The organism is Novosphingobium sp. B 225 (assembly GCF_002198665.1).
GTDB lineage: Bacteria > Pseudomonadota > Alphaproteobacteria > Sphingomonadales > Sphingomonadaceae > Novosphingobium.
Map to the genome: position 1 here is coordinate 202,637 of NZ_MWLM01000062.1, position 17,483 is coordinate 220,119.

At 65.0% G+C, this 17,483-nt stretch carries 14 protein-coding genes; 10 read left to right on the plus strand and 4 right to left on the minus strand.

What is annotated here, in order from left to right:
• Window positions 1-32: 32 nt before the first annotated feature.
• Window positions 33-1,676: an alkaline phosphatase D family protein gene (locus MNBBLIKP_RS12210; protein WP_088310521.1), complete on the minus strand. Its 1,644-nt coding sequence runs from the start codon at window positions 1,674-1,676 to the stop codon at window positions 33-35.
• A 160-nt stretch (window positions 1,677-1,836) separates the two neighbouring features.
• Here MNBBLIKP_RS12210 and MNBBLIKP_RS18080 point away from each other — a divergent pair, with 160 nt between their 5' ends.
• The 10 genes from MNBBLIKP_RS18080 (at window position 1,837) to MNBBLIKP_RS12255 (ending at window position 14,472) form a co-directional block, all read left to right on the plus strand.
• A complete protein-coding gene (locus tag MNBBLIKP_RS18080; RefSeq protein WP_176399757.1) occupies window positions 1,837-2,007 on the plus strand; it encodes a hypothetical protein in 171 nt (56 codons plus the stop codon).
• Window positions 2,004-2,597 carry a hypothetical protein gene (locus MNBBLIKP_RS12215; protein ID WP_140420599.1) on the plus strand — a complete coding sequence of 198 codons (594 nt, stop codon included), beginning with the start codon at window positions 2,004-2,006 and terminating at the stop codon, window positions 2,595-2,597. Before MNBBLIKP_RS18080 ends, MNBBLIKP_RS12215 begins: the two co-directional genes overlap by 4 nt.
• Window positions 2,594-2,785, plus strand: a complete 192-nt coding sequence (locus tag MNBBLIKP_RS12220) for a helix-turn-helix transcriptional regulator (RefSeq protein ID WP_088310523.1) — start codon at window positions 2,594-2,596, stop codon at window positions 2,783-2,785. Before MNBBLIKP_RS12215 ends, MNBBLIKP_RS12220 begins: the two co-directional genes overlap by 4 nt.
• 27 nt (window positions 2,786-2,812) lie before the next feature.
• A complete protein-coding gene (locus tag MNBBLIKP_RS12225; protein WP_088310524.1) occupies window positions 2,813-3,544 on the plus strand; it encodes an alpha/beta fold hydrolase in 732 nt (243 codons plus the stop codon).
• A 12-nt stretch (window positions 3,545-3,556) separates the two neighbouring features.
• Window positions 3,557-4,405, plus strand: coding sequence for a hypothetical protein (locus MNBBLIKP_RS12230; RefSeq protein WP_088310525.1), 849 nt, complete (start codon window positions 3,557-3,559; stop codon window positions 4,403-4,405).
• Window positions 4,402-5,382, plus strand: coding sequence for an LLM class flavin-dependent oxidoreductase (locus MNBBLIKP_RS12235; protein ID WP_176399758.1), 981 nt, complete (start codon window positions 4,402-4,404; stop codon window positions 5,380-5,382). Before MNBBLIKP_RS12230 ends, MNBBLIKP_RS12235 begins: the two co-directional genes overlap by 4 nt.
• A gap of 134 nt (window positions 5,383-5,516) precedes the next feature.
• A complete protein-coding gene (locus MNBBLIKP_RS12240; protein ID WP_088310526.1) occupies window positions 5,517-10,187 on the plus strand; it encodes an NAD-glutamate dehydrogenase in 4,671 nt (1,556 codons plus the stop codon).
• A gap of 321 nt (window positions 10,188-10,508) precedes the next feature.
• A complete protein-coding gene (gene ileS / locus MNBBLIKP_RS12245; RefSeq protein WP_088310527.1) occupies window positions 10,509-13,541 on the plus strand; it encodes an isoleucine--tRNA ligase in 3,033 nt (1,010 codons plus the stop codon).
• Window positions 13,538-14,056, plus strand: coding sequence for a signal peptidase II (gene lspA, locus MNBBLIKP_RS12250; protein ID WP_088310528.1), 519 nt, complete (start codon window positions 13,538-13,540; stop codon window positions 14,054-14,056). Before ileS ends, lspA begins: the two co-directional genes overlap by 4 nt.
• A 5-nt stretch (window positions 14,057-14,061) precedes the next feature.
• A complete protein-coding gene (locus MNBBLIKP_RS12255; protein WP_088310529.1) occupies window positions 14,062-14,472 on the plus strand; it encodes a DUF3035 domain-containing protein in 411 nt (136 codons plus the stop codon).
• Between the two features lie 174 nt (window positions 14,473-14,646).
• Here the strand turns inward: MNBBLIKP_RS12255 and fabI are convergent, their stop codons facing one another.
• The 3 genes from fabI to MNBBLIKP_RS12270 are packed head-to-tail and all read right to left on the minus strand — an operon-like array spanning window position 14,647 to window position 17,401.
• On the minus strand, window positions 14,647-15,450 hold the full coding sequence (fabI, locus tag MNBBLIKP_RS12260) for an enoyl-ACP reductase FabI (protein ID WP_088310530.1): 804 nt from the start codon (window positions 15,448-15,450) through the stop codon (window positions 14,647-14,649).
• Window positions 15,451-15,468: 18 nt separating this feature from the next.
• Window positions 15,469-16,473 (minus strand): YihY/virulence factor BrkB family protein, encoded by a 1,005-nt coding sequence (locus tag MNBBLIKP_RS12265; RefSeq protein WP_088310531.1) that lies wholly within the window; start codon window positions 16,471-16,473, stop codon window positions 15,469-15,471.
• A gap of 4 nt (window positions 16,474-16,477) precedes the next feature.
• On the minus strand, window positions 16,478-17,401 hold the full coding sequence (locus tag MNBBLIKP_RS12270) for a DnaJ C-terminal domain-containing protein (protein WP_088310532.1): 924 nt from the start codon (window positions 17,399-17,401) through the stop codon (window positions 16,478-16,480).
• Between the last annotated feature and the right edge of the window lie 82 nt (window positions 17,402-17,483).

Below are 17,483 nucleotides of genomic sequence, written 5' to 3' on the forward strand. Positions count from 1 at the left end.
TCCGACCTATCCCCCAAACCCAAGGTCCGAGATCAAACCGAATACTTCCGCTGCCCCGCCAGCACCGTCATCCGCTTCACCCCCGACAGCGCGGTGCTGCGTTGGCGGACAGTGGCCATGAAGCGCCATTCGCTGGTGGCGCTTTTGGGGGTCAGTTCGACCGCCATGTAGCCGCGCTGGCGCGTGTCGCACCATTTGAGCTGGCGGTTGGCCGCCACGCTTTCGCGCGCCAGTTCATCCGGCTTGATCCAGCGCAGCGAATCTTCGGCGCCGGGCGAGGTGACCCCCTGCCCGGCCATTTCCACGCCGACACGCTGGCCTTTGCGATCAAGATCAAAGGCCCAGGCATTGTGGCTGTCACCCGACAACACCACCAGGTTGGCATTGGCCTCAAGCGCGGATTTGAGCAGCCGGTCGCGCGCGGCGGGATAGCCATCCCACATGTCCATGTTGAGCGGCACGCCATTGAGCCCCGCCGCGACCGAGGCCTGAATGCGGGTCTTGAGCCATTCGGGCGATCGGGCATCCATGCCGTCGAGCACCTTGGGCGTCATCTTGAGTTCGCCCATGATCACTTGCTGGCCCAGCACCTGCCAGGGCTTGCGGGCCCGGGTCGAAGCCTTGAGCGCACCGGCCAGCCAGGCTTCCTGCTGAGCGCCCAGCAATGTCCGCCTTGGATCGTGCAGCGGGCCATCGCGGAACCGGGTCAAGGCTGCCGCCACCGCATCGGGCGCTGCGCCTTTGTAGACTTCCAGGAAGTCGAGCGCTTCCACCCGCCCCACGTGGCGGCTTTCCAGCTTGAACAGCGTGGCCAGGTCGCCAATCTCATAACTGGCCCAGTAATCATCGGAAACCGGCAGCCATTCGCGGTAAGCCTGTTCCGAAGCCGCCTTGCGTGCGGGCCAATCGCCCTCATCCGGCTGGTGGTTTTCGGCGCCGCCGGCCCAGGTGTCATTGGCCACTTCGTGATCATCCCACATCGGCACCATCGGCCACAGCTGGTGCAGCCGCTGCAGGTCGGGATCGAGCCGGTAGGTGGCAAGGCGTTCACGGTAGCCGGCCAGCGTCGTCGCTTCATTCTCCGGCATGAAGCGGCCTTCCAGAGTCTGCTTCGCGCTGGGATATTCGCCGCGTTTGTATTCGTAGAAATAGTCGCCCAGGTGCATCGTCAGGTCGAAATCACCGGCCTCGCAGGCGTGGGCATAGGCATTGAACCAGCCGAACCCCAGGTTGGAGCACGAAAACACCGCGATCCGGAATTTCCCGACTTTGCCCACCGGCAGCGTGCGGGTGCGCCCGGTGATCGACTTTTCGCCGTTCGGGGCGATGAAGCGATAGAAATACCATTTGCCCGGCTCCAGGCCTTTCGCCCAGGCTTTGGCGCAGCTGTCATTGGCCGGGCTGGCGGTGCAGTCTCCACTGGCGGTGACCCGCGCGAAATCCTCACTGTCCGATAGTTCCCACTTAAGCGCGGTATCAGAGCCGCTGGCATAGCGCGTCCACAGCAAGACCCGGTCAGGCCCCGGCTCCCCGCTTGCCACCCCATGGCTGAATCCACCGCCAACAGCCGCGCGCAGCGGCGCGGAAAATCCCATCAGCCCCACGGCCCCCAGCTTGAACAGCGATCGGCGGTCAGTTGCGAGCAGCGGCGCTGGGGCAGGCGGGGGCAGGCTCATGCGGGGTCTCCCTTGGACTCTATCCGGCGCAAGCTAACAGCGTTTCGTGACAGGGCAATGGCACCAATTGGTCAAGTGAGCACGACTTTATGTCAACGACGCTTGACAAATCGAGTGTACAATGACAAGTTGCCTTTACATCGATTCGTGGAGACTGCCGATGACCAAACTTACCAAGTCACTGTGCTGGGCCAGCGCGTTCCTTGCTCTGGCATTTGCCAATCGTGTCGGCCTGATCGCCGACAAGGACGCCACCATGATGTTCGCCCTGCTCCCCGCGCTGTGGGTGGCGACGCGGGGCCGCTGTCGAGCGCGGGAGCAAGCGGCATGAGTTACCCTGGACGAAGTCCCGTTGCCTGGGCAGCGGTATTCGGCGGCGGGATGGCGCTGATCGCCTGGCTGGAGTACCGCGATGCGATCGTCATGCCGTGGAATCTGGTGCTGGTCGCGCTGTTCAGCTGCGCATTGATACCGATGGCGCGGGCGGCCAATAACCGCGCGGCTTCGTGCGGGGTCATGTCTCCGGCATTGCGCGCCTACAACCGCCGCTCACTGCATTGGTCGCTGGCCTATGTCGTGGCTTTGGGGATAGCCGTCACCACCCGCAACAACCTGCATCCGCAAGGACCGCTGCTGTGGCTCATTGCGGTGCTGCCCAGTTTGCCGATCCTCTATTTCATCTGGGCGATGGCCCGCTACCTGGCCGAAGAAACCGACGAATACCTGCGCCAGCGCCAGGCCCTGGCCGGAATGATCGCAACCGGTCTGCTGCTGGGGGTAGCGACATTCTGGGGCTTTCTCGAAACGTTCGGGCTCGTGCCGCATGCGTTTGGCTGGGCCGCCGTCCCGGTCTGGGCGATCGGACTGGGGTTGGGCAACCTGTTGCTGTCCCGGCGTGACCGGCAGGACGCGGATCGATGAACAACCGTCTCAAGGTGCTGCGCGCGGAGCGCGGGTGGAGCCAGCAGGATCTGGCCGAGCGGCTGGAAGTCAGCCGCCAGAGCGTCAATGCGATCGAGACCGGCAAGTATGACCCCTCGCTGCCGCTGGCCTTCCGGATCGCCGATCTGTTCGAACTGGCGATCGAACAGGTGTTCCTGCGTGACTGAACCCGGCGCTTGCGGCATGGTCGGGGCATGACCGAAACGCGCTGGTTCAGCCCTTCTCCCACCCGCCGGATCGCCTATCGGCATGTGCCCGGCTCCGGCCCGACGCTGGTGTTCCTGCCCGGCTACATGTCGGACATGAGCGGGTCGAAGGCGACTGCGCTGATGGACTGGGCGTGCGCGCAGGGGCGGGCCTGCCTGTTGCTGGACTATTCGGGCTGCGGTGAAAGCGAGGGCCAGTTTGCCGATCAGACGCTGAGCGGGTGGACGCGCGATGTGATTGATCTGGTCCGGGGCGTAATGCAAGACCGGGTGGTGTTGGTTGGCTCGTCGATGGGCGGCTGGGTGATGCTGCTGGCGGCGCTGGCCATGCCTGAGCGGGTCCACGCGCTGGTCGGGATTGCCGCCGCGCCAGACTTTACCGCCTGGGGTTACAGCGATGAACAGCAGGCCGATCTGCTCGCGGGTGAAACGGTGCTGGAAGAGAACGCCTATGGCCCTCAGCCGACGCCGACATTCCCAACCTTCTGGGCCGATGCGCAGGATCAGTTGCTGCTCGGCGGCGAGATCGCGATCGATGCTCCGGTGCGCCTGATCCAGGGCCAGGAGGATCCCGACGTTCCGTGGGAACTGTCGCTCCGGCTTGCCGCTGCGCTGCGTTCAGCCGACGTGCAGGTCAGCCTGATCAAGGACGGGGACCACCGCCTCAGCCGCGAGGCGGATATTGCCCTGTTGCTGCGGACCATCGCAGCCTTGCCCTGATCCGGAGCTTTCATGCCGCTTTCTGCTCTGTTGTTTCTGCCGCTGGCCCTGCAAGCGGGCAATGCCCCGGCCCTGCCGCAGGCGCCGATCGAGATCCAACGCCGCAAGCCGGCGCCCGGCGCAACGGTGCGTCCCGCGATCCGGCTGGCCGGGCCGCTCGAACAGTGTCTGGCGCTGGCGAAAAGCGATCCCGCCGCAGCGGAAGATCTGGCGCAGGCCTGGCTGGCCAAGGCCAAAGGCTCGGCCCGGGCTGAACCGGGTCGTTGCCTTGGGGTGGCGCTTAGCGCGCAGGAGCAATGGGGCCAGGCGGAAAGCGCCTTCCTTGCCGCGCGCGATGACACTGCCGCCAATGAACGCGCCAACCGCGCCCGGCTGGGGGCCATGGCGGGCAACGCAGCGCTTGCCGACGGCGCGCCCGACCGCGCGCTGGCCGCACTGGATGCGGCGCACGGTGATGCGCTGGGGGCAGGCGATCCGCACCTCGCCGCGCTGTTCTCGATCGACCGCGCGCGCGCGCTGGTCTTGCTCAAGCGCGATAGCGACGCCCTGTCCGCGCTGGCCGAGGCGCGCAGCGGCGCGGCGGATGATCCGCAGGCCTGGCTGCTTTCGGCCACGCTGTCGCGCCGGCTGAACCAGCTGGCAGAGGCGCAGCAGCAGATCGAACAGGCCGCCACCCTGGCCCCGCTTGATCCGGAAGTGGGGCTGGAAGCGGGCGTAATCGCCGCGCTGGGCGGACGCGATGACGCTGCGCGGCGCAGCTTTCAGTCGGTGATCAAGGCCACGCCCGATAGCGAGGCTGCACGGCGCGCGCAGCAATACCTTGACCAACTGGGGCCAGTCGCCGCACCATCGGTGCCGTGATAGACCTTTCCGTCCTCGATCTCGTCCCGGTCATTGCCGGTGGTTCGGTTCCGCAAGCGCTGGCCGATGCCGCCGCGCTGGCCAAATGCGCCGAAGCTGCAGGCTACAAGCGGTTCTGGGTGGCGGAACATCACGCGATGGATGGCATCGCGGGCGGCGCTACCGCCGTCGTGCTTGCGCATATCGGCCATGCCACGGCCACGATCCGGATCGGCTCGGGCGGGATCATGCTGCCCAACCATAACCCGTGGGTGATTGCCGAACAATTTGGCACGCTCGATGCACTGTTCCCCGGCCGGGTCGACCTGGGGCTGGGACGCGCGCCGGGTGCGGACGGGCGGCTGGCGCAAGCCTTGCGCAAGGACCTGATGCGCGCTGCGGAACAATTCCCGCATGACGTGGTCGAACTGCGCGCGCTGCTGACGGGCGAACCTGAACTGCAGCTGCGGGCAACGCCCGGATATGGCGCGCAGGTTGAGATGTGGATGCTCGGCTCCAGTCTGTTCGGGGCGCAATTGGCGGCGATGATCGGGATGCCCTATGCCTTTGCCTCGCACTTCGCGCCCGATCACCTCGATGCCGCTTTGGCGCTCTACCGCAAGGAATTCCGTCCGTCGCAGTGGCTTGCCAAGCCGCATGCCATGGCGGCGATGACGGTGATCGCGGCAGACAGCGATGAAGAAGCGGTGCTGCTGGCCAGTTCGCTGGACCAGAGCTTTGTGGCCCTGCGCACCGGCAATCCCGGGCGGTTGCAGCCGCCGGTGCCGGGCTATCGCCAGACCCTGCCGCCTTCGATTCTGGCGATGCTTGAACACATGCGCCAGGCCAGCGCCGTGGGTTCGCCTGCGACGGTGCGGGAACGGATTGCCCGGTTCGTTGAACGCACCAAGGCTGATGAACTGATCGTTGCCGGGTCAACATTTGATCCCATGGCGCGGCACCGCTCGCTGGAATTAACGATAAAAGCCTTGGTTTAGGGTGCTTTCCCTAGGCGCAACTGGTTGCAACGGTGACCACTTGGGCTTACACTGCGTAAAAATGCTACAAGTGATAGCAATTATATAACACGCAGGTTCGGGCGGCCGCGGTCGCCTGCAGGAGAGCGCAAGCGATGAGTGCACAGCCCGCCCCGTCTGGTGAGAACAGCCCGTTGGCTCAGGCCCTGGCCGCGCGGATCGCCGCCGCCTTGCTGCCCGGGGACCAACCCTTCACCCCCGAAGCGCTGAGCGCGGTCGCGACCTTCGTGCTGTCCGCTGCCAGCCAGCGACAGGGCGGCGAACCGGCGCTGGGGATCGAAACCGTATCGGGCGCGGCGGGCGAACGTTTCATGCGGATCGCGGTGATCAACGATGACATGCCGTTCCTGGTCGATTCAATCGCGACGACGATTGCCGCGCATGGCCTCGCGATCGACCGGCTGGTCCATCCGGTGCTGCCAGTACGGCGCGACGGCGATGGTCGGCTGACCCAGGTCCTCGATGGCGATGCTGCCGGGGAAAAGCGCGAATCGATGATCTACCTCGAGACCGAGCGCGCCGATGCCCGGGTGCGCCGCCAGGTCGAGAGCGCGCTTGAAGCGACGCTGGCCGATGTCCGCGCGGCGGTGGCCGATTGGCCGCGGATGCAGGATGTGATGGGCCGCGATGCCGATGCCTGCCCTGATAGTGAAGGCGCGGCGCTGCTGCGCTGGTTCAAGGATGGCATGCTGACCCAGCTGGGGCACATGACCCGCCACCGCGATGGCAGCCAGACCGGGGCACTGGGGATCTGCAAGAAAGGCGCGAAAGTGCTGCTTGGCCCGGTGTCGTGGGATCGGGCCTTTGCCTGGTTCGAGGGAGCAAAGCAGGGTGCCCGCGCGCCGCTGGTGGTCAAGAGCAACCGGATCAGCAATGTCCACCGCCGCACCCCGCTCGATCTGTTCATCCTCCCGATCTACGAAGGCGGAAAGCTCACCGCGCTGTCGGCCCATGCCGGGATCTGGACCAGCGCCGCGCTGGCTGCACCGCCGATGCAGGTGCCGCGGATGCGCGCGCAGCTGGCCGAGCTGACCCAGCGTTTTGGATTTTCACCGCAGGGCCACGCCGGCAAGGCGCTGGTCCATGCCATGACCGCACTGCCGCACGATCTGCTGGTGTGCTTTGACGATGCCGATCTGGAACGCGTCGCCACCACCACGATGAGCCTGACCGATCGCCCGCGCGCCAAGCTGGTCATGGTCCCCTCGCCGCTCAACCGTCACGCTTTCGCATTTGTGTGGTTGCCGCGTGACATCATGAGCACTGGCACCCGGCTGCAAATCGCGGCCATGCTCGAAGCGGCCTGCGATGCCCCGGTGCTCGACTGGGCCTTGCAGGTCGAAGGCAGCCTTGCGTTGCTGCGCTTCGTGCTCGATCTGCCCGAAGTGGCCAGACTGCCCGATGAGGCCGCGCTCGATGCCCGCGTTCAGGCAATGTTGCGCGGCTGGTCCGAAGCGGTTGAGGCCGAGTTGGAACAGGGCGAAGACGGATCGCGCGCCGCCGCGATTGCCGCCCGTTTCGCCGAAGGCTTTCCGCTGTCTTATCGCAGCGAGTTTGGCGCGGCCGAAGCCGCCGCCGACATCATGCGCCTGCGCCGCCTGGCTGGTGAGGGCGAGGAAGGCCTGTGGCGCGGTGTGCGGCTGCTGACCCGCGGGGATGAACTGCACCTCAAGCTTTACCAGCGGCATGGCGCGCTGGCCCTGTCCGATGCGGTCCCGGCGCTGGAAAATTTCGGCTTCCGCGTGATCGAGGACGTGCCGACCGACCTGGATCAAGGCCGGATGGGCACGATCCACGATTTCACGCTGGCCCTGCCCACGGGGATCGACGCCGCTGCCCTGCTCGCCCGTTCAGCCACGATCGAGGCCGCGCTGGCCGATGTGCTCAACGGCGCGGCCGAGGATGATCCGTTCAATCGCCTGATTACCACGGTCGAATTGTCGGCCCGCGCCGCGGGCTGGCTGCGCGCATGGTATCGTTACTTGCGCCAGGCCGGGCTCAACTATTCGGTGCCGACTGCGGTCGATGCGCTGCAGAATGCGCCAGTGGTGACACGCGGGCTCGTTGCGCTGTTCGTCGCGCGGCACGATCCGGCGTTCAAGGGTGAGCGTGCCAGGGCAGAAGGCGATGCGCTCGAAACCATCCGCGATGGCCTTGGTCGCGTGGCTGCGATCAACGACGACCGCTTGTTGCGCCAGTTTCAGGCGGTGGTCGATGCCATGTTGCGGACCAATGCCTTTGCCCCCGCCGGAGCAGACGCTCTGGCCTTCAAGCTCGATTCCGCGCTCGTCCCGGGCCTGCCCAAACCGCTGCCCTGGCGCGAGATTTTCGTCTATTCGCGGCGGGTTGAAGGGATCCACTTGCGTTCCGGGCCAGTCGCGCGCGGCGGGCTGCGCTGGTCTGACCGGCGCGACGATTTCCGCACCGAAGTGCTGGGCCTGATGAAGGCCCAGCGGGTCAAGAACGCGGTGATCGTGCCGACCGGGGCCAAGGGCGGGTTCTATCCCAAGCAGCTGCCCGATCCGATGCGTGACCGTGACGGCTGGCTGACCGAGGGCAAGGACAGCTACAAGCTGTTCATCCGCACCCTGCTGTCGATCACCGATAATATCGTGGACGGCAAAGTGGTCCATCCCAAGGGGGTGGCCGTGCGTGACGGCGAAGATCCCTACTTCGTGGTCGCCGCCGACAAGGGCACCGCAACCTTCAGCGACACCGCCAATGCCTTGGCCGAAGAACGCGATTTCTGGCTGGACGATGCCTTCGCCAGCGGCGGGTCCAAGGGCTATGACCACAAGGCGATGGGGATCACCGCCAAGGGCGCGTGGCTCTCGGTCCAGCGCCACTTCCTCGAACAGGGCGTGGACGTGCAGGCCGACCCGGTCCGCGTCGCGGGCTGCGGCGATATGTCGGGCGACGTGTTCGGCAACGGCATGCTGCTCAGCCAGTCGCTCAAGGTCGTGGCGGCGTTCGATCACCGCCACATCTTCCTCGATCCCGATCCCGATCCGGCCAAAAGCTGGGCCGAGCGCGCACGGATGTTCGCGCTGCCGCGATCGAGCTGGGACGATTACGACAAGGGCCTGATTTCCAAGGGCGGCGGCGTGTTCGCACGCAGCCTGAAGGAAGTGCCGCTGTCCCGGCAGGTGCGTGACATGCTGGGGCTGGAAGCTGAAAGCATTGACCCTGACAGCCTGATCACTGCGATTCTCAAGGCTGAGGTCGATCTGCTGTGGTTCGGCGGGATCGGCACCTATGTGAAATCGGCCGCCGAAAACAACGTCCAGGTCGGCGATCCGGCCAACGATGCGCTGCGGATCGACGGCGGCGATGTTCGGGCCAAAGTGATTGGCGAAGGCGCAAATCTGGGCTGCACCCAGGCCGGCCGGATCGAATTCGCGCTGAGCGGGGGCCGGATCAACACCGACTTTATCGACAACAGCGCCGGGGTCGATTGCAGCGATAACGAGGTCAACATCAAGATCGCCCTCGCCGCCGCCAAGCGCGCCGGGCGGTTAAGCGAACCCGCGCGGGTCAAACTGCTGACCCAGATGACCGATGAAGTGGGCGATCTGGTGCTGGAGGACAACCGGCTGCAGGCGCTGGCGCTGTCAATTGCGCAGGCCGGCGGCCCGGCAGCCACGGCATCGCACCTGCGGCTGATCGAAACCTTGGAAGCGGGCGGGCACCTTGACCGCAAGACCGAAGGGCTGGCCGATAGCGAAACCCTGTCGCGCCGCGCCGCCGATGGCATGGGGCTGACTCGCCCCGAACTGGCGGTGTTGCTGTCCAGTGCCAAGCTGGTCCTGCAGGAAGCGCTGGAACATTCGGCGGTCGTCGATGATCCGGGTCTGACCGAAGACCTGCTGAACGCTTTCCCAACCCCGATGCGCGGCAAATTCAAGCGCGAGATCACCGAACACCGGCTGCGGCGCGAAATCATCGCCACCAAGCTGGCCAACCGGATGATCAACCGCCTGGGGCTGATCCATCCGTTCGAACTGGCCGAGGAAGAAGGGGTGACCCTGCCGCAGGTCGTCGCTGCATTCGTTGCGGCGGAACGCCTGCTCGGGCTGGATGCGGTCTGGGCTGCGCTGGAAAGCACGGCCATGCCCGAACTGGCGCGAATCCAGCTGTTTGAGCGCGCCGCTGCGGCGACCGCCGATCACATGGCGGACCTGTTGCGGGTTGGGCTGGGCACCAGCGAACCTTCGCGGCTGGTCGCGGATCTGGCCAAGGGCGTGGGCGAACTGCGCCAATCGGCCATGGGCCTGCTTTCGGGCGAGGCGCTGGCGCAATCGACCCGGATGCGGGCCGATCTTGCTGCCATGGGCGCGCCACAGGCGGAAGCAGGCATGGTCGCCACGCTGTACGATCTGGACGGCACGATCGGCCTCGCGCGGCTGGCGAAGGACAGCGGCCAGTCCGCCAGTTCGATCACCCGCGCCTTCACCGAACTCGGCGCGCGGCTCGGGCTTGACTGGGCGCAGATGACTGCCGCCCGGATGAGCCCGTCGGACCCGTGGGAACGGCTGCTGGTCAACGGCCTGGCGCGCGATTTCCAGCAGATGCGGCTCGATTTCCTGCGCCGCGGTATGGGCAAGCGCGGCGATGCCGAAGCGGCGGTGGAACGCTGGGCCGCCGCGCAAGAGGCGTCAATCCGCCAGTTCCGCAGCATGGTCGGCCGGGCGCAAAGCGCGGTGCCGGTGGCGCCGGCAATGCTGGCTCAGGTTGCGAGTCAGGCGCGGAACTTGTTGGGGCGGTAGATTTATGGCCGCCAGCGTTTCGGTCGCATGCCAGAATGGAATGGTTCGCGCAGAGGCGCAGAGAAGAAAAGGGAGACGCAGAGGCGTAGTGTGAGCGGCAAGGCCGCTCCCTCCTTGCACCCTGCGGTTCGGGCGGCGTTGCGGAATGAAAGAGCCTGCGGCGCAAGCAACATCTCCGCGTCTCCCTTTCTTCTCTGCGTCTCTGCGCGAACCATTCGGAGCCCTCCGCACGCGCTGCGGCCCGCGATGCCAATCAGGACATCCCGCCCGATGCTCCAAAAAATTGCGCAAAGCCGCCGCGCTCGCTAAGGCGCGCGGGTTATGACTGAACCGCGCGATTATCGTCCTACCGTCTTCCTGCCGAAGACCGAGTTTCCCATGAAGGCCGGCCTCCCCCAAAAGGAGCCCGGTATTCTGGCGCGCTGGCTGGACGGGGACCTCTATCGCCAATTGCGCGATGCCCGCGCCGGGCGTGAGAAGTTCATTCTTCACGATGGCCCGCCCTATGCCAATGGCGATATGCACATCGGCCATGCGCTCAACCATATCTTGAAAGACATGGTCTGCCGCACCCAGAACCTGAAGGGGCTGGACGCGCCCTATGTGCCCGGCTGGGATTGCCACGGCCTGCCGATCGAATGGAAGGTCGAGGAACAGTACCGCAAGAAGAAGCTCAACAAGGATGAGGTTCCGGCGGAAGAATTCCGCGCCGAATGCCGCGCCTATGCCCAGCACTGGGTCGATACCCAGCGCGAGCAGTTGAAGCGCCTCGGCATCAATGGCGATTGGGACCACCCCTACCTCACCATGGACAGCGAGGCCGAAGGGACCATCGTTGCTGAACTGCTGAAGTTCGCGGAAAGCGGCCAGCTCTATCGCGGCGCCAAGCCGGTGATGTGGTCGCCCGTTGAGAAAACGGCGCTGGCCGAGGCCGAGGTCGAGTACGAGGATATTGTCTCGACGCAGGTGGATGTGGCGTTTGAGATTGTTGAAGCTCCGAACCTTCCCAGTTTAGTCGGCGCTTACGCGGTGATCTGGACGACGACGCCTTGGACGATCCCGGTGAACCAGGCTTTGGCTTATGGTACTGACGTCGAATACGTCGTGATCAATGCGATGATGTCCGACGTCGATGTCGCACAGCAAGACATGGAAAATTCCGGTTACCGCGACTTCATCGTCGCGAAATCGCTCCTGCCACAGTTCATCGACCGCTACGTTCAAGAGGCAGCTCGCCTCAAGGAGCTGGGCATCACACTTGGCTTGGAGATCGACCAACAGCATGATCTGCCAGCGGGTGCGCTCGTGGGAGCAATCGCCCGCCACCCGATGCACCACCTCGGCGGGTTCTTCGCCAAGCCCCGTCCCTTGCTCGCGGGGGATTTCGTCACCACCGAAAGCGGCACGGGCCTCGTCCACATGGCGCCCGACCACGGCGAGGATGACTTCCTGCTGTGCAAGGCGCACGGGATCGAACCGGTCTTCGCGGTCGAAGGCGATGGCAAGTACCGCGCCGACTGGCTCTGGCTCGGCGGCGAAGGCTCGGTAATCAATCCCAAGTTCAACGCGCCCGATGGCCCGATCTGCACTGCGCTGCGCGAAGCGGGCGGGCTGCTCGCCGCGTCAGCCGATTACAAGCACTCCTACCCGCACTCGTGGCGTTCGAAGGCCAAAGTGATCTTCCGCTGCACCCCGCAGTGGTTCGTGCCGATGGACAAGGCGATTGCGCGCGGTGTCTCGACTTCGCTCGACACGAACGGCGGTAGGGTTGAGGATCAAACACAGGTTCCGTTCGCGTCGAGCGAAGTCGAGACGCCCGGCGGGACCCTGCGCGAAAAAGCCGTGGCCGCGATTGCCGCGACTCGCTTTGTCCCCGAAAAGGGCCGCAACCGGATTGGTTCGATGGTGGAAGGGCGACCCGACTGGGTGCTCAGCCGCCAGCGCGCCTGGGGCGTGCCGATCACGCTGTTTGTTGACCGCAAGTCTGGCCAGTACCTGTGCGATCCGGCGGTCAACGCGCGGATCGTCGCGGCGGTCAAGGCCGGCGGGGTCGATGCGTGGAGCGATGCGCGCGCGCAGGAATACCTCGGGCCGGATTACCGCGCCGATGATTACGAGCGCGTCACCGACATTCTGGATGTGTGGTTCGATTCCGGTTCCACCCATGCTTTCGTGCTGGAAAGCGGGCGCTGGCCGGACCTGATGCGGCCAGAGGGCTACACCGGGCCGCTCGCCGACATGTACCTTGAAGGCAGCGACCAGCATCGCGGCTGGTTCCAGTCGAGCCTGCTGGAAAGCTGCGCCACGCGGGGCCATGCGCCCTACAAGACCGTGCTGACCCACGGCTTCACCATGGACAGCAAGGGCATGAAGATGTCCAAGTCGCTCGGCAACACGATCGACCCGCTGAAAGTGATGGAGGTCAACGGCGCGGACATCATCCGGCTGTGGGCGCTGTCGGTCGATTTCACCGAGGATCACCGGATCGGCGATGAAATCCTTAAGGGCGTGGCCGACCAGTACCGCAAGCTGCGCAACACCTTCCGCTATCTGCTGGGCGCGCTGGATGGGTTCAGCGAGGCCGAGCGGGTGGCCGATGTGGCGGCGATGCCAGAGCTGGAACGCTATGTGCTGGCCCTGCTGGCCAAGCTGGACGCGACGCTGCGGGTGGCGGTCGATGATTACGACTTCAATACCTACGTCCGCGCGCTGACCGATTTCTGCAACGAGGACCTGTCGGCGTTCTTCTTCGATATCCGCAAGGACTGCCTGTACTGCGATGCGGCGGACGATCCCAAACGGATGGCCTACCGCACGGTGCTCGACACCCTGTTCCACGCACTGGTGCGCTATGCCGCGCCGGTGCTGGTGTTCACGGCGGAAGAGGTGTGGGGCAGCCGTTATCCGGATGGTGGTTCGGTGCATTTGCTGGAATGGCCGGTTATCGATCCAACTTGGAATCAAGAGCGGATTGGCGACTTGCCTGTTGAGGTCGATGTGGCTGGTAGAGATGGCTATAATTGGTTCTGGGACAGCATCAGGCAAATGCGTCGATCAGTCACTGAGGCGATTGAGCCGCTTCGCAGAGAAAAGGAAGTTGGCTCAAGCTTGGAAGCCGAAGTTAGATATCCGCTCGACGATCAGTTCGTGTTGGCCAACTTGGGCAGGCTCGATCTGGCCGAGGTCTGCATCGTTTCGAGTTTTGAAGTTGGCGTAACTAACTCAATCACCGTCACCCGCACCACCCACCACAAATGCGGGCGCTGCTGGCGTCACCTGCCTGAAGTGACCGCCGATGGCGAACTCTGTTCACGCTGCGAACAGGTTGTGTCGGCCATGGACGCAGCGGAATGACTGCGCTTACCCGCCTCCGCCTGATCGGACTCGGCCTTGCCGCCGGGGTGTTTGTGGCTGACCAGTGGATCAAGGGGCTGATGCTTGGCCCCTTGCAGCTGCGCAAACTTGGTTCGATCGAGCTGGTGCCGTTCTTCCGCCTGACCTGGACCGAGAACTATGGCGTCTCGCTGGGCATGCTCACGGCGGATTCGATGGAGATGCGCTGGCTGCTGGTTGCGCTCACTTCGGCGATTGCGCTGGTGGTGCTGATCTGGATGCTGCGCGAACGGGCGCTGGGCGATGTCGCTGCGCTGGCACTGGTGCTGGGCGGGGCGCTGGGCAACATCCGCGATCGCTTCAATTTCGGCCACGTGATCGACTATGCCGATCTCCATTTCGGGGAATGGCGGCCGTTCCTGGTGTTCAACCTGGCCGATGCGGCGATTACCATCGGTGTCCTGATTATCCTTGCCCGTTCCTTCCTTTCGCGCGAAAAGCAGGAAACGACGGGCGAGCCCGCGACGGAGAATTGATTCAAATGCGCAAGATTTCCGCGATCCTGATCCTTGCCGGTGCTTCGGCCATGCTGGCCGGCTGCGGCAGCAGCGGGCTGCTTGGACGTGACCGGCCTGACGAATTCGCCGTGCAGCGCCAGGCGCCGCTGGTGATTCCGCCCGATTTCTCGCTGTCGCCCCCGGCCCCCGGCGCGCCGCGCCCGTCGGATCGCAACACCGCCACTCAGGCGCAGGACGCCCTGTTCGGCAACCCCGCCCCGCGCAGCGAAATTGAGCGCACCACCGGCAACCGCGCCGGTACTGCCGCCAATTCGATCCGCTCGACCGTGGGTGACCCGCAGACCAATACGGTCGCCAAGGGCAGTGTCACCCGCGACATCATCGCCGCCCCGCAGGGCGACGGGCGTGAAGCGCAGGCGCAAGCCGGGGGCTGATTTTTCACTGACAGATCCTCCCCCCTTGGGGGAGGTGGCTCGCTGCAAGCGAGACGGAGGGGGGCTTCGCAAGGAAAGCCGCGATAGCGGCTGCGCGCTTCCGCACGCTTGCTTGCCAGCCCCCTTCCACCGGCTTCGCCGGTCCCCCTCCCCCGTTGGGGGAGGATTTCTCTTTTACCCCAAAGCAATATCCGGCGCGTCTTCCTGCTTCATCCCGACCAGGTGATAGCCCGCATCGACATGGTGGGTTTCCCCGGTCACGCCCGATGCCAGGTCGCTCAGCAGGTACAGCGCCGAACCGCCGACATCCTCGATCGTCACGTTGCGGCGCAGCGGCGAATTGAGCTCGTTCCATTTCAGGATATAGCGGAAATCGCCGATCCCGCTCGCCGCCAGAGTGCGGATCGGACCGGCCGAGATCGCATTGACGCGGATGTTTTCCGGCCCGAGATCGTTGGCGAGGTATTTCACGCTGGTTTCCAGCGCGGCCTTGGCCACGCCCATCACGTTGTAATGCGGCACAACCTTTTCCGCGCCGTAGTAGGACAGCGTCAGGATCGATCCGCCATTGGGCATCATTTCGCGCGCACGCTTGGTCACTGCGACCAGGCTGTAGGCGGAAATGTTCATGGTCATCAGGAAGTTGTCCAGGCTGGTATCGTAATACCGCCCGCGTAGCTCGTTCTTGTCGGAAAAGCCGATCGCGTGGACCACGAAGTCGATCGTCGGCCACTTTTCCGACAACGTGGCAAACGCCTGGTCGAGCGCGGCCATGTCGCTGACGTCGCAGTCAATCAGGAAATCGCTCCCCAGGCTGGCCGCCAGCGGCCGGACGCGCTTTTCCAGCGCTTCGCCCTGATAGGAAAAGGCCAGTTCTGCGCCTGCTTCGTGCAGTTTCTGGGCAATCCCCCAGGCCAGCGACTTGTCATTTGCCAGGCCCATGATCAGCCCGCGCTTACCCTGCATCAATCCGGTCATCTGATTGCCACCATCCCTTTAACTGGCACTTCTTTCCGTTACGGCATGGCTGGCCATGTCCCGCTCCTCCGGCGTGACGGCCAGCGCCGCGTTAAGCTCTGCGCCTACTACCATGCCCAGCCCGACAAGCCAGAAAAAGAACAGCGCGATCATCACCCCGGCCAGACTGCCATAGGTCAGGTTGTAGGCGAAGAACCGCGCCATGGCGAACGGCAGCAAGCTGGTCACCGCTACCCACCAGCCGGTCACCAGCAGTGCGCCGGGCCATTTGGGATAGCTGCGCGCCCGATAGGCCGTGGGGGTAAGGGTATAGAACAGCATGTAGATTGCCAGGTACAGCACCGCTGCCGGCACCCAGCGCGAAGTGCTGAGCGTTTCGATCCACCCGCCGCCACGCGGGAACCAGGCGGTGATCACTTCCTGCGCCGCGCCAATCGCGACTTGCGCAAACAGGGCGAACAGCAGGGCGACCACCGCCAGTACAATTACCGCAGTCGAGATCAGCCGGTGCCGCCAGTAAGCGACCACGTGGCGCGTGCCATAAGCGCGGCGCAGGATATCGCGGATGGTTTCGATCAGGCTGCCCACAGTCCATAATGCGACCAGCCCCCCGGCCCACAGCAGCCAGCCGCTGCGCGCGGTAACCACGTCCATTGCCACCGGTTCCAGCGCGGTGCGCACCATGGGCGGCAGCGCGATCAGGAACGTATGGACCGAAGCAACGCGCTGGCCCTCCTCGCCAACCAGCGAGGTGATCAGCGAGACCACCACAAAGAACGGGAACAGCGAAAGGATCGCCATATAGGCCAGATTCCCGGCGTGGATGAAGCCGTCATTCCAGGCCCCCGTCCAGACCCGCATCATGACCCGGTACAGCCGCGTACCCCAGAACCGGCCTTGCGGTCCAAACTGTTGGCCGGCCTGCTGCTGCAGATCCTCGTGCCAGCGCTGGGCGCGGCGGCGACGGGCTTCGGGGGAAAGGTCGGGGGGCAGCTCCGGTGGGGAATGCGCCTGGTCGACCACGCGCTCAGCCGCCCAGCCTGGCGCGCAGGTTGCGCGGGTCGCGCCAGCCTTCGAGCCGCTTGACCAGATCGGCGTCCTGTTCGGGCAATTGCACCTCGATCGTGATCAGCTGGTCGCCGCGGGTACCGTCCTTGCGGGAAAAGCCCTTGTCCTTGAGTCGCAATGTCTTGCCCGAACTGGTGCCGGGGGCCACGGTCAGCATCACGGCTCCTTCGGCGGTGGGAACCCGGACTTTGGCGCCGTTCACCGCCTCATCCAGGCTGATCGGCAGATCGAGCCGCAGGTTGTCGCCATCGCGCTTGAAAAAGGGGTGGGGCTGGAGGTGGATCGTGACAATCGCATCGCCCGCCCCGCCCGGGCCAACCTCACCTTTGCCAGTAAGGCGCATCTGGGTGCCGTCCTCGACCCCGGCGGGCAGTTTCAGGTCAATCGTCTTGCCATCGGCGAGCGTGATCCGCTGGGTTGCGCGCATAGCGGCGTCCGACAGCGATACGCCCAGCTTGTAGGCCACATTGGCCCCCTTGGGCGCGGCGCGGCGCTGACCGCCGCCCATGCCTCCACGCCCGCCGAACAACCCTTCGAAGATATCGCCAAGATCGATTCCCTCGGCTCCGCCGCCGCCGCCAAAGCCTTCGAACCCGTCGGCGCGGAAGCCCCGTTGGCCGCCGCCCGGACCGCCGCCGCCAAACCCGAAGCCCATGCTGGGGTTGCCATCGATATCGATCTCGCCGCGATCGAAGCGGGCGCGCTTGTCCTTGTCTGACAACAGGTCATAGGCGCGGGTTACTTCGGAAAAGCGTTCCGCGGCCTTGGGATTGTCCTGGTTGCGGTCCGGATGAAGCTCTTTCGCCAGCTTGCGATAGGCGGACTTGATGTCCTTCTCGCTCGCGCCGCGGGCCACGCCCAGGATCGAATAGGGATCTGCCATCCTTGCTAGCTAGGTGCGATGAAGCGTTTGGGCAAGGAGTAGGGTGGTTTTGCGAATCGCTATCGCTTCCTTCGCAGCCGCA